This window comes from Variovorax atrisoli (genome assembly GCF_014195185.1).
GTDB lineage: Bacteria > Pseudomonadota > Gammaproteobacteria > Burkholderiales > Burkholderiaceae_C > Variovorax > Variovorax atrisoli.
Genome location: NZ_JACIBG010000004.1, coordinates 553177 through 573046 on the forward strand (window position 1 = coordinate 553177; position 19870 = coordinate 573046).

The following is a 19870-nucleotide window of genomic DNA, read 5'->3' on the forward strand; positions in this document are numbered from 1 at the left end:
GGGTTCTCCTAATCGGGGTGTGTTTTACGAGTGGCTGGGCAGGATGTCGAGCAGCGCGGCCGGCAGATCGGCCTTCAGCGCCCACTGGCGCATGGCTTCGATGTCGGGGGCGAGGTAGCGGTCGGTTTCGAGGAAGGCGACCTGCTGGCGGATGGCGGCGAATTCGGCTTCGACCAGCGGCGAGCTCCTGAGCTTGCGTTTGAGTTCGATGCCCTGAGCGGCGGCCATCGCTTCGATGCCCACCACCACGGCCGTGTTGTTGACCATGTCGGCCAGGCGGCGACCTGCGAAGGTGGCCATCGACACATGGTCTTCCTGGTTGGCCGAGGTCGGCAGGCTGTCGACGCTGGCGGGGTGCGCGAGCGACTTGTTCTCCGAGGCGAGCGCCGCGGCCGTGACCTGCGCGATCATGAAGCCCGAGTTGAGGCCGCCGTCGCGCACGAGGAAGGGCGGCAGGCCCGACAGGCCGCTGTCGAGCAGCAGCGCGAGGCGGCGCTCGGAGATCGCGCCGACTTCGCTCACGGCCAGCGCCACGATGTCGGCCGCGAAGGCGACGGGCTCGGCGTGGAAATTGCCGCCCGAGATGACCTCGCCGGTGTCGGTGAAGACCAGCGGGTTGTCGGATGCGGCATTGGCCTCGATGACCAGCACGCGCGCGGCGTGCGCGAGGTTGTCGAGGCAGGCGCCCATCACCTGCGGGATGCAGCGCACGGAATACGGGTCCTGCACGCGGCCGCAGTCGGCGTGCGAGGGAACGATCTCGCTGCCTTCGAGCAGCGTGCGCACCGCGCCCGCCACCGCGATCTGGCCCGGCTGGCCGCGCGCGGCGTGGATGCGCGCGTCGAAGGGCTTGATGGAGCCCTGGATGGCTTCGAGCGACAGCGCCCCCGACATCAGCGCCGAGGCGAACACGTCTTCCGCACCGAAGAGGCCCGCCAGTGCGAGCGCGGTCGACACCTGCGTGCCGTTGAGCAGCGCAAGGCCTTCCTTGGGGCCGAGCACGAAGGGCTCGAGGCCGATGTGCTTCATCGCCTCGGCGCCGCTGACCACGCGGCCGTCGGGCAGCGTCGCCTCGCCTTCGCCGATGAGCACGCAGGCGAGGTGAGCCAATGGCGCGAGGTCGCCCGAGGCGCCGACCGATCCCTTGGCGGGGATGCGCGGCATCACGCCCGCGTTGAACAGTGCCAGCAGCGCATCGGCCAGTGCCGGCCGCACGCCGGAGTGGCCGCGCGCCAGGCTCACGGCCTTGGTCGCGAGGACCATGCGCACCACCGGCGCGGCCAGCGGCTCGCCCGTGCCCACGCTGTGGGAGAGCACCAGGTTGCGCTGCAGCTCGGCGAGGTGGTCGTTGCCGATGCGCGTGCTCGCGAGCTTGCCGAAGCCGGTGTTGATGCCGTAGACGACCTGGTCGTTCTCGACGATGTGGCGCACGGCGGCCTCGGCGCGCTGCATGCCTTCGCGCACCGATGCGTCGAGCGCGAGCTTCACGCCGCCGGCCTGGATGCGGCGCAGCGTCGCGAGGTCGACCTGGCCGGGCACGAGGGTCAGGGTGGCGTCTGGATGGGCGGTGTGTTTGCTTGGCATGTAAACCTGTCTATACAAGTAGTTGCGAGTGAAAGCTGAGTCGATGGCGACGACAAAAAAAGACCTACGGCCCTTCGCGGAACACCGCGGAACCGGCTTTGCCGGGCCGCACGTGTTCCCCCCGGCGAGGGGGTCGGCAAAGCGACGCGAAGTGCGCGAAGACTGGGAGAGAGTTCATTGCTTCAGCCGAAGCTGGGGTTGCCGTCGGCCTTGAAACGGCTGCCCAGGCTGTAGCGCGAACCGGGGTGCAGGCAGCGCACCCACGTCACGGGAACGTTGCGCGACCAGGTGCGGCGCGTCAGCAGCAGGCAGGGGTCGGTGGGCGTCATCGCGAGGCGCTCGGCCTGCTCGGCGTTGGGCAGCACGGCGTCGACCACGTGCTCGATCTGGTCGAAGGGCACGTTGCGCACCAGGTACTCGCTGGGCGGCATCGCGGTGAAATCCTGCTCGAGGTAGTCGGGCACCACCTGCGGGTTGACGTAGCGCTCCTCCAGCTGCACCGGCGTGCCGTTCTCCAGGTGCAGGCACACGCTATGGAACACCGAGTCGCCGGCGCGCTTGTCGAGCCACGCGGCCACGTCGGTCGAGGCGGCGAGGCGCTCGACCGCGATCATCTCGCAGCGGTAGTCGTGCCCGCGCTGGCGGATCTCGCTGGCGATGTTGGCGATCTGCAGCAGCGTGGACTGCGGCTTGTTCTCCGCCACGAAGCTGCCGACGCCGGCCACGCGCACGATGCGACCCTGCTCCACCAGCTCGCGCAGCGCGCGGTTCACCGTCATGCGCGCCATGCCGAACTGCGCGACCAGCTCGTGCTCCGACGGCAGGCGGTGGCCGGGCGGCCACGTCCCGTCCTGGATCTTGCGGGAGATGTGATCCATGACTTGCGCGTAGAGCGCGAGGGTCGGCAGGTCGCGTTTCATCGTGTCTTCGTCAGTGCTCCGCCGCGGCCATCGATTCGGCGCGGATCTCTTCGGTCAGGCGTGCCTTGATCTCCATGAACTCCGGCGAGGTCTTGATGGTGTAGCTGCGCGGGTGCGGGAAGTCGACCGCGATCTCGGTCTTGATGCGCCCGGGCCGCGCGCTGAACACCGCCACGCGGTTGGCCATGAAGATCGCCTCGTCGATGTCGTGCGTGACGAACAGCACCGTCTTCTGCGCCGACTCCCAGATGCCCAAGAGCAGCTCCTGCATGAGCACGCGGGTCTGGTTGTCGAGCGCGCCGAAGGGCTCGTCGAGCAGCAGCATCTTGGGGTCGTTGGCCAGCGCGCGCGCGATGGCGGTGCGCTGCTGCATGCCGCCGGAGAGCTGCTTCGGGAAGTGGTTCTCGAAGCCGCGCAGGCCCACCTTGGCGATGAAGAACTCGCTGCGCTCCTTCTGGTCGGCCTCGCTCATGCCGCGCTCGCGCAGGCCGAAGCGGATGTTCTGCGCCACGGTGAGCCACGGGAAGAGCGTGTAGCTCTGGAACACCACGCCGCGGTCGGCGCCGGGGCCCTCGATGCGCTGGCCGTCGAGCAGCACCTGGCCGCTGGTCGGGAAGTCGAGCCCCGCCACGATGCGCAGCAGCGTCGACTTGCCGCAGCCCGAGGGGCCGAGGATGGTGACGAAGTCGTTCTCCTTCACCTCGAAGTCGATCGGCTGCAGCGCCTGCGTGCGCTGGCCCTTGGTGCCCGTGAAGACGCGCGAGACGCCCTGGATGGAAAGCTGATTGCTCACAGCGCGTCCTTCGTCTGCGATTCATTCGGGGAGTGCCGCGGAACCGGCTTTGCCGGGCCGCAGGCGCTGCCCCCTGCAAGGGGGTTGGCGAAGCGACACGAAGTGCGCGAAGACTGGGGGTTGTTCATAGTGACGCCCATGCAAACAAGCGGCGGTTGATTGCCTTGAAGGCGAAGTCCGAAAGCAGGCCGATGACGCCGATCACGATGATCCCGAAGATGATCTGGCCGGTGTTCAGCAGCGCCTGGCTGTCGGTGATCATGTGGCCGATGCCCGAGGAGGAGCCGATCAGCTCCGCCACGATCACGTAGGTCCATGCCCAGCCGAGCACGAGGCGCAGCGTCTCGGCGATGCCTGGCGCGGCGCCCGGGATGAGCACGCGCGCCACGATGCCGCGGCTGCTGGCGCCCAGCGTGTAGGCGGCCTCCACGAGGTCGCGCCGCGCGCCGCCCACGGTGACGGCCACCATCAGCACGATCTGGAAGAAGGAGCCGATGAAGATCACCAGCAGCTTCTGCATCTCGCCCAGGCCCGCCCACAGGATGAGAAGCGGGATGAAGGCCGAGGCCGGCAGGTAGCGGCAGAAGGAGACGAAGGGCTCGAAGAAGGCCTCCACGGCCTTCCAGGTGCCCATGGCGATGCCCAGCGGCACCGCGAACACGGCCGCCAGCAGGAAGCCGCCGAACACGCGCCACACGGTCATGCCGATGTCGCCGATGAAGCCGTACTCGGTGAAGAGCAGCCAGCCTTCCTTGACCATGGTCGGCGGGCTCGCGAGGAAGGTCGGCGGCACGAAGCCGCCGAGCGTGGCGATGGCCCACACGAGCACGAAGACGACGAAGAACGCGAGCCCCAGCAGCACGCGCGCTCGCGTGCCGATGGGCTCCAGCGGCGCGAGCGCGCGGCGGCGGGCCGGCGCGGCGACGGGCGCCGCGGCCTTGGCGGCCTGCTGCGGCGCAGGCGCCGCGACCGCTGCGGCGGAAGGCATCTGCTGCATCTGGGCCACGTTCTTACTTGACGAAGCTTGCATCGAAGGTGGCCGAGAAATCTTCCGGCGCCTTGCGGATCACGCCGGCTTCCAGAAGGATGGGCGTGGCCTCCTTCATGAAGCTGGTGAGCTCGCCCGCGAAGAACTTCTGGTTGGCCGCCTTGTCCTGCCAGCGCAGGAAGGCCGCCGACTTGGCGAACTGCTCGCCGCTCTGCTTCACGGCGGAGCCCATGAGTTCGTTGGACTTCTCGGGCTCGGCCTTGATCATGTCCAGCGCGTCGAAGTACGACTTGGTGAGCGCGGCGGCGGCCTTGGCATTGGCCTTGAGCCAGGTGGGCGCACAGCCGACGGTGTCCATCACCATCGGGTAGTCGAGCGTGGTGGCCAGGATCTTGCCGGCGGCGGGATTGGCGCGCACCGTCGAGAGGTAGGGCTCGTAGGTCATGGCGGCGTCGTTCTGGCCGGCCACGAAGGCCTGGGCCGAGGCCTGCGGCGACAGCGTGGTGGTCTTCACGTCCTTCAGCGACATGCCGTTCTTGCTGAGCATCCAGGCCAGGCCGAAGTAGGGCGCGGTGCCGGGCGCGTCGACGCCGATGGTCTTGCCCTTGAGGTCGGAGAACTTGGCGATGTCGCCGCGCACCGCGAGGCCGTCGGCGCCGTAGGACTTGTCCATCTGGAAGATCTGCACGATCGGCACGCCGTTGGCGTTCCAGGCCACGTGCGTCTCGACGGTGGTGGCCGCGCACTGGATGGCGCCGGAGGCCAGCGCGAGGTGGCGGTCCTTCTGCGGGATCATCTTGAGTTCGACGTCGAGCCCGTTCTTCTTGAAGATGCCGGCCTTGTCCGCCAGCGAAAGCGGCGCGAAGCCGGTCCAGCCGGACATGCCGAGCGAGATCTTCGTCAGATCCTGGGCGGCGGCCGTTCCGGCCATGCCCGCCGCACATGCGCCCGCTGCAACCAGCGAGGCGAACTTCACAACTACCGTCTTGACCATGGGTACTCCTGGGGTCTGTTCTTGGGGGAAAGGCTCGGCGGTGCCGCCCGATGGCCGGGTCACGCACGCCTCGCATTGTTGCCAGGCGCCCCAACTTGTATATACAGGATAACCCGAAAGCTCGTTTCTGGTGCATTTGCTTGGGAAATGCACCTTTTTGCTGTCTAGACAAGAAGGGCGCAGGACGGCGGCAACCATTGCAAAGCTCGTGCCACAGTCATATCGGCGGCACTGGGGGACAATCGACGGCCGCCCTCCTCCCTCTTCTTTTCCGACCTCCCCCGCCCGCCGCCTGTGTCTTCCCTCGCCCCCCGCCCCATCGACATCTCCGGCAGCAGCGCCCCCTCCGACATCCTCCACGAGGTCTTCGGCTACGCGCAGTTCCGGGGGGCCCAGCAGGACATCGTCGACCACGTGGTGGGCGGCGGCGATGCGCTGGTGCTGATGCCCACGGGCGGCGGCAAGTCGCTGTGCTACCAGATCCCGGCCATCGCCCGGCAGCGCGCGGGCAAGGGCGTGGCGATCGTGGTGTCGCCGCTCATCGCGCTGATGCACGACCAGGTGGGTGCGCTGCACGAGGCCGGCGTGAGCGCGGCCTTCCTCAACTCCACGCTCGACTGGGAAGAGACGCAGGACGTCGAGCGCCGCATGCTGCGCGGCGAGATCACGCTGCTGTACGCGGCGCCCGAGCGGGTGAACACGCCGCGCTTCCTGTCGCAGCTCGATTCGCTGAAGGAACGCGGCAAGCTCTCGCTCTTCGCCATCGACGAGGCGCACTGCGTGAGCCAGTGGGGCCACGACTTCCGACCCGAGTACCGCGCGCTCACCGTGCTGCACGAGCGCTATGCGGGCGTGCCGCGCATCGCGCTCACCGCCACGGCCGACGCGCTCACCCGGGCCGACATCGTCGAGCGGCTGCAGCTGGAGGACGCGCGCCAGTTCGTCTCCAGCTTCGACCGGCCGAACATCCGCTACACCATCGTCGAGAAGAAGGACGCCACCACGCAGCTGCTGCGCTTCATCGAGCGCGAGCACGAGGGCGACGCGGGCGTGGTCTATTGCCAGTCGCGCAAGCGGGTGGAGGACGTGGCGGTGCAATTGCGCGACGCGGGCATCAACGCCCTGCCCTACCACGCGGGCCTGGACGCCGCGGTGCGCCAGCAGCACCAGGACCGCTTCCTGCGCGAGGAAGGCATCGTGATGGTCGCGACCATCGCCTTCGGCATGGGCATCGACAAGCCCGACGTGCGCTTCGTCGGCCACCTCGACATGCCCAAGAACATCGAGGGCTACTACCAGGAGACCGGCCGCGCCGGCCGCGACGGCGGCCCCGCCGATGCCTGGATGGCCTACGGCCTGCAGGACGTCGTCAACCAGCGCCGCATGATCGACGAGAGCCCCGCCGGCGAGGAGTTCAAGCAGGTGATGCGCGGCAAGCTCGACGCGCTGCTCTCGCTGGCCGAGGCCAGCGACTGCCGGCGCGTGCGCCTCCTGGGCTACTTCGGCGAGAAGAGCACGCCCTGCGGCAACTGCGACAACTGTCTGAACCCGCCGCAGGTGTGGGACGGCACCGATGCCGCGCGCAAGCTGCTGAGCACCATCTACCGCGTGCAGCAGTTGAGCGGCATCAGCTTCGGCGCCGGGCACATCATGGACATCCTGCGCGGCAAGAGCACCGAGAAGGTCAAGCAGTTCGGCCACGAGCGCATCAGCACCTTCGGCATCGGCGCCGAGTTCAGCGAGGTGGCGCTGCGCGGCGTGCTGCGCCAGCTGATCGCCACCGGTGCGCTGGCGGTGGACGCCGAGGCCTTCAACACGCTGAAGCTCACCGAGGGCTCGCGCGCCGTGCTCAGGGGCGAGACGCCGGTGACGCTGCGCGAATCGGTGTCGTCGCCCGCGGAGCGCAAGCCCCGGCGCGAGAAGGCCGCCAAGGGCGCGCCGCCGCCGGCCGCGGCCAAGCTCGACGAGGCGGGCCGCAAGCGCTTCGACGCGCTCAAGGCATGGCGCGCCGAAGTGGCGAAGGAACACAACCTGCCGGCCTACGTGATCTTCCACGACGCCACGCTGGCCGCCATCGCCGAGCGCGCGCCCGCCTCGCTCGAAGACCTGCAGGGCATCAGCGGCATCGGCACCAAGAAGCTCGAAGCCTACGGCAGCGAGGTGCTGCGCGTCTGCGAGAACTTCTGACGGCCCGAAGAACAGAAAAAGGGGCGCCGCGATGGACACCCGCCAGATGCGCTGCGTGATCACGATAGCCGAGGCGGGCAGCCTCACGAAGGCGGCCGAGCGGCTGGGACTGGCACAGCCGGCGCTTACGCAGACGCTGAACCGGCTCGAGAAGGAGCTCGGCACGCTCCTCTTCACGCGCACGCGCCGCGGCGCCGCGCTCACCGATGCGGGGCAGGCCGTCATCGACGACCTGCGCGCCAGCCTGGCCTACGGCGATGCGGCCACCGAGCGTGCACGCGCGATGGGCGCGGGCCGCGCGGGACGGCTCACGATAGGCTTCGTCACGCATGCGGTCTACGAGGTGCTGCCGAACGCGCTGCGCCGGCTGCGCGCCGAACATCCGCAGCTCGACGTGGTGCTGCGCGAGATGAGCAATGCCGAGCAGGTGGCGGCGCTCGAAGGCGGACGCATCGACATCGCGCTGCTGCATCCGCCGGTGTCGGTCACGGCCCGGGTGCACGAGCTGCGGCTGGGCGAGGAGCCGCTGATCGCCGCGCTGCCCGCCGCCTGGGCGCTGGATGACGACGGCTGCGTGTCGCTCGCCGACGTCGCGCGGCACGGCATGGTCTGGTTCCCTGAGCAGCAGATCCCCGCACTGCGCGCGCAGCTGCTGGGCGCGATGCGGCGCGCCGGCCACGAGACGCGCGTGGTGCAGGACGCCAACCGCACGCTGACCGTGCTCTCCTGCGTGGCCGCGGGGCTGGGCTGGTCGCTGCTGCCGCGCTCGGTGCGCGCGCTGCAGCACGAGGGCGTGCGCTATGCCGAAGTGCGCGACGGCGCGGGGCTCCCGGCCTTCGAGCTTTCGGCGCTGTGGCTGGCGCGCTCGCGGCCCACCTTCGCCGACGCGTTCGCCGCCATGCTGCGCGGCTGAGGCGGCGGCCTCAGCCCACTCAGTCCAGCTGGATCCTGTTGTCCTTGGCGAGCTTGGTCCACTTGGCGATCTCGGCACGGCGGAAGCTGTCGAGCTCGGCCGGCGTCGAGCCGATCACCTCCGCTCCCAGGGCTTCGAGCCGGCCGCGCACTTCCGGGTCCTTGAGCGCGGCGGCGAACTCCTTCGACAGGCGCTGCGCCACCGGCGCGGGCGTGCCGGCCGGCACGAACACCGCGTTCCACTCGTAGACCTCGTAGCCGGGCAGGCCGGCCTCGGCCACCGTGGGCAGCTGCGGCAAGGCGGGCGAAGGCGCCTTGCCGGTGACCGCGAGCGCGCGCAGCTTGCCGTCCTTGATGAAGGGCATGCTGGAGGCCAGGCTCGCGAAGAACACCGGCACATGCCCCGACATCACGTCGGTGAGCGCGGGACCGCCGCCCTTGTAGGCCACGTGCGTCATCTGCACGCCCGCCATCGATGCGAACAGCTCGCCCGCCAGGTGCTGCGCCGAGCCGTTGCCCGACGAGGCGTAGTTGATGGCGCCCGGCTTCGCCTTGGCCTGCGCGATCAGGTCCGCGACGTTCTTGAACGGCGCCGACGGGTTCACCACCAGCACGTTGGGCACCCTCACCAGCAGCGACACCGGCGCGAGCTCGCGCAGCGTGTCGAAGGGCATCTTGCGCAGCGCCGGGTTCTGCGCGTGGTTGGACGCGTCGAGCAGCACGGTGTAGCCGTCGGCCGGGCTCTTGGCGACGAGGTCGCCGCCGATGGCGCCGCCCGCGCCGCCGCGGTTGTCGATCACCACCGGCTGGCCCAGCTTCGCCGAGAGCTTGGGCGCGATGATGCGCGCCACCGCGTCGACGGTGCCGCCGGGCGGATAGCTCACGACCAGCCGCACGGGCTTGGACGGCCACGCCTGGGCGTGCGCGCCCAGGCTGCCCAGCAGCAGGGCCGCACCGGCGAGTGCGAGCGGAACGGCGCGCAGCAGCCTCGCTCGAGTGATTTCGCGGGTGATTTCATTGGTCATCGGTGATGTCTCCTGTCTTGAACTTGAAAAGCCGCGCCGGCGTGTCGACCAGGATGCGGCGGCGCTCGGCGGCGTCGGGCACCCAGTCGGCCAGCGCTGCATGGGCGGCGGTGTAGTCGGCGATCTCGCGGTGCTGGGTATGCGGCCAGTCGCTGCCCCACACGAGGCGCCCGGCGCCGAAGGCCTTCAGCAGCGCCTGCGCGGCATCACGCGCGTGGGCTTCGGTGGCCGTGGGCCAGTTGCGGTAGGCGGCTGAGAGCTTGACCCAGATGCGCCCGCAGTCCGCGGCGCGCAGAAGCCAGGCGAAGCCTTCGTCGTCGGCGGGTGCCGATGCGGGACGGCCGAAATGGTCGACCACCAGCGCGCACCCGGCATCGAGCACCGGTTGCGCGGCCAGCGCGAGATCGCGCGATTCGCGATGCAGCTCCACATGCCAGCCCAGCGCATTCACGCGGGCGAAGAGCCGTTGCCAGTCGGGCCGGGCGAGATCGGGCAGCGGCATGCCCACGATGTTGAGGCGGACGCCGACGACGCCGGCTTCGGCCATCGCCTGCAGCGTGGCGTCGTCCACGAACGGATCGACCACCGCGACGCCGCGCAGGCGCTCCGGGGCAGCGCGCAGCGCGTCGATCAGGAAGCCGTTGTCGGTGCCCAGGAAGCTGGGCTGCACCAGCACGCCGTGCGAGACGCCGTGCGCGCCGAGCAGCGCGAGGTATTCGGCCAGCGTCGCGTCGTAGTCGGGTGCATGCCGCCGCGCCGCGGCAAGCGGCAGGCCGCGCACGAACACGTGGGCGTGGCCGTCGATGGCGGTGATGGGAGCGGAAGGCACTGCGTCGTTGTCTCTGTCGGATTCTTCGTGCGTCCGCCGCAAAGCGGACGTGGGCGAGTATCCGGAGCACGGCGCCTTCCGGGAACCTGTCTCCCGGTTGTGTTTGGATAAGCGCGGCTTATGACGCCGTTCAGTTCGCCGTGACGGGAAGCGTGATGGGCACCGGCCGCGTCAGCAGGTCGACGTACAGCTCGAAGAAGCGCGCGTTGTCGAACTTCTTCACCACGGTCATCTTCTGCAGCGTCGGGCCGGGCGGCTGCGACGAATAGCCGATGGAGCGGCCGTTGTCGGCGGCGCCCGGCTTGGCGATCACGTCGACGTAGCGGTCCACCGTCTGCGTGGCATAGCTCGAATCGATCAGGTAGGCCAGGGTGAGCGTGTCCCAGATGTTCTGCGTGTAGTTCGGATTGGTCTCGAAGCCGTTCTTGCCGTCGAAGCCGTAGCCGTTGAGCTTCTGGAACACGTCGGTCACGGCCGTGGGCTTGGCCGGGTGGGCGATGCGGTCGTAGATGGGCTTGGTGAGGAACACGGTGTCGGTCACGTCCAGCGGCACCACCACCTGCGGGATCGGCAGCCGCACCACGAACTGCGCGGCATCGGGGTCGAACCACCAGTTGAACTCGGCGGCCTTGGTGGTGTTGCCGGGCACGTCGATGGCGCCGCCCATGTAGATGATCTTCTTGATGAGCGGCACGATCTCGGGGTTCTGCTTCACCGCGAGCGCGATGTTGGTGAGCGGGCCGATGGCCAGGATGGTGATCTCGCCGGGGTTGGCCTTCACGGTGTCGACGATGAAGTCGACCGCCGTCTTGCGCTGCACGACCGTGTGCTTCGCGAAGCCGTCCGGCGAGGGCTTGAGGTCGGCGTCGGTCTTGGGCTCGGGGCCGCCCCAGGCGCCGAGGTAGCCGTCGCCGCCGGCACCGGCGGCCATCTCGGCCTGGACGTCGGCATAGGTGTGGTTCAGCGCGTAGTTCGCGCCCGAGTAGATGCCGATGCGGTCGCCCACGCCCAGGCGCTCCACCGACATCAGCGCGTCGGCCACGCCCTGCTTCAGCCACTGGTTGCCCGAGACCACGCTGATGCCCATCACGCGCACCTTGCCCTCGGCCTGCAGCTGCGCGGCCATCACGCCGAGCTGGCCGTCGTCGCTCATGGTGTTGTAGTCGCTGTCGATGATGATCTTCTGCGGGCCGGCGCCGCCGCCTCCCGATCCTCCGCCCCCGCCGCCGCCGCCCCAGCCCGGGCCGAGGCCGATGCCCGAGCCTCCGTTCCCGCCGCCTCCGCAGCCCGCCAACGTCGTGATGACGGCGATCAACATCGCCCCGATCCATTTGCGCATCGTCTCTCTCCTGGTACTAGGAAGTTGGTTCTCAGGTGGGGCAAGTCCTGCCGCTCCGAGATACAAACGTTTGCGCAAAGCTTTGCGCAAACGTTTCACCCACTCTACGGCGCGAGCGACAGGGGTGGCAAGCACCGGCGCTAGGGGTTTTCCGCGAGCCCGAAGGAGAGCCCGGGCCGCCTTTCAGAACAAGAGCGGCTCGGGGCTGCGCAGAGCAGCTCGTGGGCGGGCAGCTCGGGAGCGGCTCAGGCCGGATCGGGCAGGCCGATCAGCCTGTTCTCGCGCAGCGGCGAGCGCCCCGGCAGATAGGGCTGCTCCGCTTCGGGCTCGGCCGCCTTCTCCAGGCCCTGGACGGTCGTCTTGGCGGAGACGGAGCATGAGCCCGAGCTGCGCAACGCGAGCGCCGCAGCGAGGCGCGCCTCGGCCTTGTCGCCGAGCTGGTGGTTGAAGTCGTCGGCCACGACGCAGCCGGCATTCGGTGCCATGCCGTCGCCGTAGTCACCGTAACCCTGCTGGTTCACGCCCTTGAACTGGATCGCGAAGTAGGTGGTGCCGCAGTTGTCCTGCGGATAGAAGCCGTAGGGCTTGCCGCAGGTGGTGCCGCCGACGAGGTTGACGGTGACGCCCACGCCGCGCAGGCTGTTGACGACGGACTCGCTCGCCGAGCAGGTGTCGGGGCCGGTGAGCACAGTCACGCGCGACAGGCCCAGCGTGGGCAGCGGCTGCCCGCTGCGGCTGGTGCTGACGAAGGGCGTCAGGGTCTGCGCGACGGAGAGCCGGAACGGGTTCTTGTCGTTGAACACCAGCTGCTCGAAGGTCTTGCCCGCGGTCACGGACGGCGAGGCGATCATGTAGGCCAGCCGGCTCGCGATGAGCAGCTGCCCGCCGCCGTTGTAGCGCATGTCGAGCACCAGGTCCTGGATGCCGGCGCCCTGCTTGAAGCTGTTGACGGCATCGATCAGCTTCGACTCCGACGTGGTGATGTGGTCGTTGAACAGCAGGTAGCCCACACGGCCGCTGCCGGTGTCGATGACCTGCACGTTCTGCACCGGCACGCTGGTGACATTGGCGGCCGTCAACTGCACCGGCGATTGCGCGACGCCGTTCACCTCGAAGGTGAAGGTGTGCGATTCGCCGACGGCCTTGGGCGACAGCGCCCCATTGATCGCGTTGACGTTGGCCGTGCCGGTGCTGTTGACGACGTCGACACCGTCGATGTTAAGGATCTTCGCGCCGCGTGCCAGGTTCTTGCCGGCGGCCGGCGAGCCCGGCTCGACGAGGGCGATGCGGATGTCGCGCGGCGGCGAGCTGCGGATCGCGGCCGTCTCCATGCCGTAGCCGGCGGAGACGCCGCCCTGCGTGAGCTGGCGGTAGGCCTCGGTGTCGTAGGTGAAGTGGAAGCGGTCCTTGGCGCGGCCCGAGGGCGTGGTGGCCGTCGTCTTGAGCACGTTGAACCAGGTGATGGGCGTGGCGTAGTCGGCGGCCTTGAGGGTGGTGGGCACTTCGCCGTACCAGAGGTAGGTTTCGTCGATCCAGCCGCGCACCCAGCTCTTCTCGTTGTCGAGCGTGCCGCTGCGGTCGGGGTACGCGCCGCCGGTCTCGGGGTTGATGCCGGTGCGCGGCGATGCGCACAGGCCGGCCACCGTGGCCGAGGCGACGATGCCGCTGCCGGAACCGCTGCCATTGCCGCCGTCTCCGCTCGCAGGCGGGGGCGTCGTGGTGGCGCCGGGGATCAGGCCGATCGGCAGGCCGCCGCCGCCCCCGCCTCCTCCGCCGCCCCCACAGGCCGACAGCAGGGCTGCCGCCGCGAGCACGGCGCCGGCGGCGGTCCATGCGCCAGGACGCGGCAACCGCCGCGCGTCGTCGATCTTGCGAGACTCCAGCATGCGTTCTCCTCCTCGTGTCCGTGTCCGCACCGGCGGACGGATGTTCTCGTTCTGCGCGGCGGCGGCGCACGCCGCCACAGGTGCCGCTACTGCACGAAGCCCATGCCGCGCGACTCGCGCACTTCGGGCTTGATGCGATGCTCGGCTTCGAGCTGGTCCAGGAACTCGCTCGCGGAGAACTCCACCGCGAGGATATCGGTCTGCCGTTTCACCGCCGCGAAATCGCCGGGGCACAGCTGCCCCAGCGCCGCAAGCCGCGAGCGCATCGATGCCGTCATGAGCGCGGCATCGCCGGCGAGCGCCTCGGTGACGAACATGCGCTCGCGCTGCGCGGCCGTGAGCGGCATGAACTTGATCTTGAAGGTGAAGCGCCTCAGCGCCGCCTGGTCGAGCCGGTCGAGCAGGTTGGTGGTGCAGACGAAGATGCCGTTGAAGCGCTCCATGCCCTGCAGCATCTCGTTGACCTCGGTGACCTCGTAGGTGCGCTGCGCGCCGCGGCGGTCCTGCAGGAAGCTGTCGGCCTCGTCGAGCAGCAGCACGGCTTTCTCGGCCTCGGCCTCGCGGAACATGGCGGCCATGTTCTGCTCGGTCTCGCCGACGTATTTGCTCATCAGGTCGCTGGCCTGCTTCACGATGAGCGGACGGCCCACCGCCTTGGCGATGTGCTCCGCCAGCGCCGTCTTGCCCGTGCCGGGCGCGCCGTAGAAGCACAGCGAGCCGTGGCCGCGCGCCTTCAAGGCCTTGACGATCCGCGGGATCTCGAAGCGGGTCTCGACGTTGAGCATGTCGAGGTCGTAGGTGGTGACGCTGCGGCGCTCGCCGCGGCCGGAGTCGGCGGTGCCGAGCGCCAGATCGGCATTGCGCAGCTGGCGCTCGATGAGCGCTTCCGTCGAGGCGCCTTCGGCACCGGCCAGTCCGGCGAAGCGCACAGCGGTGCGGATCTGCGCGGGCGTGAGCCCCTTGCGCTCCGCGAGCTTGGCGGTGAAGGCCTCGGACACGACGACGCCTTCGAGCGTCTTCTTCACGAGCTGCTCGCGCGCGCCGGGCGGCGGCGACTTGAGCTCGAGGTGATACGCGAAGCGGCGGCGGAAGGCCGGGTCGATCTGCTCGATGCGGTTGGTGACCCACAGCGTGGGCACCGGATTGGCCTCGAGAATCTGGTTGACCCAGGCCTTGCCGCTCACGCTGCCGCTGGTGGGCGCGGGGATCTGCTCTGCGCGCGCCATGAACTGCGCGGCCTCGGTGCTGATGGGCGGGAACACGTCCTCGACCTCGTCGAACAGCAGTGCGGCCTGCGCGCTGCCCTTGAGGAACACCTGCGCGATCTGCAGCGAGCGGTAGCGGTCGCGGCCGCTCAGCGAATTGCCGTCGCGGTCGGCGTACTCGACCTCGAAGAGCTCGAGCCCTGCGGCCTGCGCCACGACCTTCGCGAGCTCGGTCTTGCCGGTGCCGGGCGGGCCGTAGAGCAGCACGTTGACGCCCGGCTCCTTGCGAGCGACCGCCGCGCGCAGCAGTGTGACGAGCATCTGCACGTCTTCCTGCACGAAGGAGAAGTCCTGCGGCGCGAGCGCGCTCTTGGCGGAGGGGCGCGTGAACACGGCCATCAGCTCGTTGTGGTCGCGGTACTCGCGCATGAGCACCGGCGGGAGCTTCTCGCTGACCTTCATGAGATCGGCGAGGTCGGTGATGTTGTGCTCGGAGATGAGGTTCTCGACCAGCCCGATGCGCTCGAGCCTGGAGCCCGCGCGCAGCGCCTCGCCCACGTCGCTCGCACTCACGCCGGCGATGTCGGCGATGGCGGCGTAGGCTTCGGGCGCGTTGTTGACCTTGAATTCGACCAGCAGCGAGCGCAGGTCCCGCTGGTAGCGGGCGAGCGTGCCGTACAGCAGCAGCGCACGCTCGGCCTTGTTGAGCTGAAGCAGGCCCGCGAGCGCGTCGATGTTCTTCTCGACCAGCGTCGACTGCTTGCGAAGCGCGTGCGTGAGCCAGTCGCGCGTGACGGCCAGCACCGAGAGCAGGTCCTTCGGCTGGTCTTTCGCGTATTCGTCGAGATAGAAGAAGAGCGTGCCTTCCTCGTATGGGCCGCGCCACACGCCGTGGCGCTCCAGCAGCGTGCGGCCGTCGAGGTCTTCGACGCCCTTCCAGGCTTCATTGCCCGCGCAGCGCCGTCCGAGGAACTCGCGAAGCCGCTGGAGCACGGCAGCGGGCCATACGAGATGCCGCCCGGTGAGCGAGAGCAGGCCGTTGATGTCGCGCCGCACGTTGAAGCGCGGGCCCTGCTTGGCAGCGAGCGTGAGCACGAAGTGCGAGCACATGAGCTCGAGCACCGGGGCTTCCTTGAGTCCGGGCGACGGCAATGCCTGCCCGCGTACCGCAGCAGCCACCACATCGACACCCGCACGCTTGGCCATCAGGCAACCTCCAACGAGGACAATTTCGGACAGACCATAACGCAGACTTTTGGCTTCGGGAAGACCGTGAAACGGGAAAAACCCTGATGGTTGCGATTCCAGCCACAATGCGCGCCATGGTCGGAATCCAGGAAATCGAACGCGCCGCGGCGCGCCTCCAGGGGCAGGTGCTCAACACGCCGTGCGTGGAATCACGCACCCTTTCGGAAATCGTCGGCGCCCAGGTGTTCCTGAAATTCGAGAACCTGCAGTTCACATCCTCGTTCAAGGAGCGGGGGGCGTGCAACAAGCTGGTCGATCTTTCCGAGAACGGTACACGCGGAGTGATCGCCATGTCTGCGGGCAACCATGCGCAGGGTGTGGCCTATCACGCGCAACGCCTCGGGCTGCGGGCGCTGATCGTGATGCCGCGGTTCACGCCAGGCGTGAAGATCGAACGCACGCGCGGCTTCGGCGCAGAGGTGGTGCTGCACGGCGACACGCTGGAAGCCGCCCGCACCCATGCATTCGAGCATGCGCAGCGCGAGGGACTGACTTTCGTGCACCCCTACGACGACGAAGCGATCATCGCCGGCCAGGGCACCGTGGCGCTGGAGATGCTCGATGCCGTGCCCGATCTCGACGCACTGGTGGTGTCGGTCGGCGGCGGCGGGCTGATCGCTGGCATGGCGGTGGCCGCGCGCGAACGCAAGCCGGACATCGAGATCGTCGGCGTGCAGACCACGCGCTTTCCGGCGATGGTCAACGCAGTCAAGGGTACACATCACGCGCAGGGCTCGAGCACCATCGCCGAAGGCATCGCGGTCGGTACGCCCGGCGTGCTGACGCAGCAAATCATCGCGAGCAAGGTCGACGACCTGCTGCTGGTGGACGAAGGCGACATCGAGCAGGGCGTGCTGATGCTGCTAGAGATCGAGAAGACCCTGGTCGAAGGTGCGGGCGCCGCCGGGCTCGCCGCGCTGATCCGGCACCCGGAGCGCTTCCGCGGCAAGCGGGTGGGGCTGGTGCTGTCGGGGGGCAACATCGATCCGCTGCTCTTGGCGGCCATCATCGAGCGAGGCATGGTGCGGGCCGGGCGGCTGGCGCGCATCCGCGTGAGCGCACGCGACGTGCCGGGCTCGCTGGCCCACATCACGGCCACTGTGGCCGAAGCGGGCGCTAACGTCGACGAGGTTCACCATCAGCGCGCCTTCACCATGCTGGCGGCGCAGAACGTCGATGTCGAGCTGGTGCTGCAGACCCGTGGACGCGCCCATCTGGCCAGCGTGCTGGCCGCGCTGAAGGACGCCGGGTTCGAGGCCGAAGAGCAGCATTGAGCTGCAAGATCAAGCCCGGAATGCCCCATTCGGGGGCTCGCATCCCCCTAGACCGGCTGCCGGCGGCCCGCCGGTAAAATGCCATCAGTTTGTCAATTGCGTATTCGAGGAATTTCCCGATGTCCAATCCCACTCCCGTCGAGCCGAGCCATGGCGCGGCCGTCGAACAAGACGCTGTCGAGTCGGTCGTTCACCTGATGCCGCTGGTGCTTCCGCTGGCCGGCGGCGTGCTGATGCTGCTGCTGGCATCCATCGCCGTCTACATGGCCTGAAGCTGACGTGCGTTAGCGCCTTTGTCCGCGGGCGGTGCGGCCCGCGCCGACGCAATCTCCCGAAGCGAAACGTTTTCTCAAACGGACCTCCGTGCCTGAGCCGGCACGGCGTCCCGTTCGGAAAGACGATTTTTCAACTTAGGAGATTTTCCGATGAACGCACCCACGATGAAGGGCCTCACCATTCAGGCGCCCTCATACGTCAAGAACGCAAAGCTGATCGCCTGGGTGGCCGACATGGCCGCGCTGTGCAAACCCGAAGCCATCCACTGGTGCGACGGAAGCAAGGAAGAGTACGACCGCCTCTGCCAGCAGCTGGTCGACGCAGGTACCTTCAAGAAGCTCAACCCCGCCAAGCGGCCCAACTCGTTCCTCGCGCTGTCTGACCCGAGCGACGTGGCGCGCGTGGAAGACCGCACCTACATCTGCTCCGAGCAGAAGGAAAACGCCGGCCCCACCAACAACTGGATGGCCCCGGCCGAGATGCGCGCGACCCTGCAGCCGCTGTTCGACGGCTGCATGAAGGGCCGCACGATGTACGTCGTGCCCTTCAGCATGGGACCGCTGGGCTCGCCGATCGCCCACATCGGCATCGAGCTTTCCGACTCGCCCTACGTCGCGGTCAACATGCGCATCATGACCCGCATGGGCAAGGCCGTTTACGACGTGCTGGGCGCCGACGGCGAATTCGTGCCCTGCGTGCACACCGTGGGCGCCCCGCTCGAGGCTGGCCAGAAGGACGTGGCCTGGCCTTGCAACAAGACCAAGTACATCGTCCACTATCCCGAGACGCGCGAGATCTGGAGCTATGGCTCCGGCTACGGCGGCAACGCGCTGCTGGGCAAGAAGTGCTTCGCGCTGCGCATCGCCTCCAACATGGGCCGCGACGAAGGCTGGCTGGCCGAGCACATGCTCATCCTGGGCGTGACGAATCCCGAAGGCAAGAAGTACCACGTGGCGGCAGCGTTCCCCAGCGCCTGCGGCAAGACCAACTTCTCGATGCTGGTTCCGCCGGCGGGCTTCGAAGGCTGGAAGGTCACGACGATCGGCGACGACATCGCCTGGATCAAGCCGCAGGCCGACGGCACCCTGCGCGCGATCAACCCGGAGGCCGGCTACTTCGGCGTTGCGCCGGGCACCAACATGCTGACGAACCCCAACTGCATGCGCAGCCTGGACCAGGGTGTGATCTTCACGAACGTCGCACTGACGGACGATGGCGACGTCTGGTGGGAAGGCATGGAGCAGGACGCGCCTGGCAAGGCACTGCCGGCTCACCTGATCGATTGGCAAGGCAAGGACTGGACGCCGCAGATCGCCAAGGAAACCGGCGCGAAGGCGGCCCATCCGAATGCCCGCTTCACGGTCGCCGCGACCAACAACCCCGCGCTCGACGAGGCATGGGATGACCCGAAGGGCGTGACCATCGACGCTTTCATCTTCGGCGGACGCCGCTCGAACACCGTGCCGCTCGTGACCGAGGCCCGCAACTGGGTCGAGGGCGTCTACATGGCGGCGACCATGGGCTCCGAGACGACTGCTGCCGCAGCTGGCCAGCAAGGCGTCGTGCGCCGCGATCCCTTCGCGATGCTGCCCTTCATGGGCTACAACATGAGCGACTATTTCCAGCACTGGCTCGACCTGGGGATGAAGCTCGAGGCGTCAGGCGCCAAGCTCCCGAAAATCTACACGACCAACTGGTTCCGCAAGGGCGCCGACGGCAAGTTCGTCTGGCCCGGCTATGGCGAGAACATGCGCGTTCTTAAGTGGATGATCGATCGCGTCGAAGGCAACAAGACCGAGGGCGTGGAGCACATCACCGGCATCAGCCCGCGCTACGAAGACCTCAACTGGACTGGTTTGAACTTCAGCGCCGAGCAATTCGCCACAGTGACCAGCATCGACAAGGCGGCTTGGCGGGCTGAGCTGAAGCTGCATGCGGAGCTGTTCAAGCAGCTGGAGCACCATCTGCCGAAGGAGCTGCCGGAGACGAAGGCGGCTATCGAGCAACGCCTGGCTGCTTGATAACCACCTGCTTCAAAACAAAAAAGCCCGATGGAGAGTCCATCGGGCTTTTTTTTTATTTTCCGCGGGCTTTCAGTGGAGTAACTCGATTCAGCCAATCTATTGTCCTCAAAGACGCCGGACTGGATACCTGGATGCGCCAGACAGCCTGTCTCGAGACGATCCGATCAAGGCAACATTGAACTGGATTGCTTGGCGGATGGTGTCTTTGAGAGCTGATTGCCGTAGGTGCAGCCAGATAAAGGGTTCGATTCTTCGCAATTGCTAGCACTCGGCACCGATGGATTTAGCCTCTCAGCTAGCCCGAGATATGTTGGAGGAGTTGGTATCTGCGGGAGGTGCCGAAGTGGAGGCGGAGGTTGTGCGCAACCGGTGATGCGCCTGTTCGT

Annotated in this window: 15 protein-coding genes; 5 read left to right on the forward strand and 10 right to left on the reverse strand. The window is 68.1% G+C overall.

Annotated elements, in window-relative coordinates; genetic code table 11:
* Positions 1 to 24 precede the first annotated feature (24 nt).
* The 5 genes from hutH to FHY06_RS17715 form a co-directional block, all read right to left on the reverse strand.
* On the reverse strand, positions 25 to 1584 hold the full coding sequence (gene hutH, locus FHY06_RS17695; protein ID WP_145760344.1) for a histidine ammonia-lyase: 1560 nt from the start codon (positions 1582 to 1584) through the stop codon (positions 25 to 27).
* Positions 1585 to 1766: 182 nt separating this feature from the next.
* Positions 1767 to 2504 (reverse strand): histidine utilization transcriptional repressor HutC, encoded by a 738-nt coding sequence (gene hutC, locus FHY06_RS17700; RefSeq protein ID WP_019658455.1) that lies wholly within the window; start codon positions 2502 to 2504, stop codon positions 1767 to 1769.
* Positions 2505 to 2514: 10 nt separating this feature from the next.
* On the reverse strand, positions 2515 to 3297 hold the full coding sequence (locus tag FHY06_RS17705) for an ABC transporter ATP-binding protein (RefSeq protein WP_126184210.1): 783 nt from the start codon (positions 3295 to 3297) through the stop codon (positions 2515 to 2517).
* 124 nt (positions 3298 to 3421) lie between these two features.
* On the reverse strand, positions 3422 to 4327 hold the full coding sequence (locus tag FHY06_RS17710; protein ID WP_019658457.1) for an ABC transporter permease: 906 nt from the start codon (positions 4325 to 4327) through the stop codon (positions 3422 to 3424).
* Complete coding sequence (locus FHY06_RS17715) at positions 4308 to 5279, reverse strand: ABC transporter substrate-binding protein (RefSeq protein WP_019658458.1); 972 nt, start codon at positions 5277 to 5279, stop codon at positions 4308 to 4310. Before FHY06_RS17715 ends, FHY06_RS17710 begins: the two co-directional genes overlap by 20 nt.
* 294 nt (positions 5280 to 5573) lie before the next feature.
* Between FHY06_RS17715 and recQ the strand changes: the two genes are divergently transcribed.
* Both recQ and FHY06_RS17725 read left to right on the forward strand, forming a co-directional pair.
* Positions 5574 to 7466, forward strand: a complete 1893-nt coding sequence (gene recQ, locus FHY06_RS17720; protein WP_019658459.1) for a DNA helicase RecQ — start codon at positions 5574 to 5576, stop codon at positions 7464 to 7466.
* Positions 7467 to 7497: 31 nt separating this feature from the next.
* The gene (locus tag FHY06_RS17725; protein WP_184605909.1) at positions 7498 to 8379 is read left to right on the forward strand and encodes a LysR family transcriptional regulator; all 882 of its coding nucleotides are present in this window, start codon (positions 7498 to 7500) and stop codon (positions 8377 to 8379) included.
* Positions 8380 to 8398: 19 nt separating this feature from the next.
* On the opposite strand, the gene FHY06_RS17730 is transcribed toward FHY06_RS17725, so the two are convergent.
* The 5 genes from FHY06_RS17730 to FHY06_RS17750 all read right to left on the reverse strand — a co-directional run bounded on the left by FHY06_RS17730 (position 8399) and on the right by FHY06_RS17750 (position 15868).
* Positions 8399 to 9403 carry a tripartite tricarboxylate transporter substrate binding protein gene (locus FHY06_RS17730; RefSeq protein ID WP_019658461.1) on the reverse strand — a complete coding sequence of 335 codons (1005 nt, stop codon included), beginning with the start codon at positions 9401 to 9403 and terminating at the stop codon, positions 8399 to 8401.
* Positions 9393 to 10232 (reverse strand): amidohydrolase family protein, encoded by an 840-nt coding sequence (locus FHY06_RS17735; protein ID WP_311733705.1) that lies wholly within the window; start codon positions 10230 to 10232, stop codon positions 9393 to 9395. Before FHY06_RS17735 ends, FHY06_RS17730 begins: the two co-directional genes overlap by 11 nt.
* Positions 10233 to 10362: 130 nt before the next feature.
* Positions 10363 to 11571 (reverse strand): nucleoside hydrolase, encoded by a 1209-nt coding sequence (locus tag FHY06_RS17740; protein ID WP_184605911.1) that lies wholly within the window; start codon positions 11569 to 11571, stop codon positions 10363 to 10365.
* 245 nt (positions 11572 to 11816) lie between these two features.
* The gene (locus FHY06_RS17745; protein ID WP_184605912.1) at positions 11817 to 13457 is read right to left on the reverse strand and encodes a S41 family peptidase; all 1641 of its coding nucleotides are present in this window, start codon (positions 13455 to 13457) and stop codon (positions 11817 to 11819) included.
* A gap of 86 nt (positions 13458 to 13543) precedes the next feature.
* The gene (locus tag FHY06_RS17750; RefSeq protein WP_184605913.1) at positions 13544 to 15868 is read right to left on the reverse strand and encodes an ATP-binding protein; all 2325 of its coding nucleotides are present in this window, start codon (positions 15866 to 15868) and stop codon (positions 13544 to 13546) included.
* Positions 15869 to 15984: 116 nt separating this feature from the next.
* Between FHY06_RS17750 and FHY06_RS17755 the strand changes: the two genes are divergently transcribed.
* The 3 genes from FHY06_RS17755 to FHY06_RS17765 all read left to right on the forward strand — a co-directional run bounded on the left by FHY06_RS17755 (position 15985) and on the right by FHY06_RS17765 (position 19481).
* Positions 15985 to 17184 carry a threonine ammonia-lyase gene (locus FHY06_RS17755; protein WP_184605914.1) on the forward strand — a complete coding sequence of 400 codons (1200 nt, stop codon included), beginning with the start codon at positions 15985 to 15987 and terminating at the stop codon, positions 17182 to 17184.
* A 119-nt stretch (positions 17185 to 17303) separates the two neighbouring features.
* On the forward strand, positions 17304 to 17456 hold the full coding sequence (locus FHY06_RS17760) for a hypothetical protein (RefSeq protein WP_019658467.1): 153 nt from the start codon (positions 17304 to 17306) through the stop codon (positions 17454 to 17456).
* Positions 17457 to 17609: 153 nt separating this feature from the next.
* Complete coding sequence (locus FHY06_RS17765; protein ID WP_184605915.1) at positions 17610 to 19481, forward strand: phosphoenolpyruvate carboxykinase (GTP); 1872 nt, start codon at positions 17610 to 17612, stop codon at positions 19479 to 19481.
* The last annotated feature ends 389 nt before the right edge of the window (positions 19482 to 19870 follow it).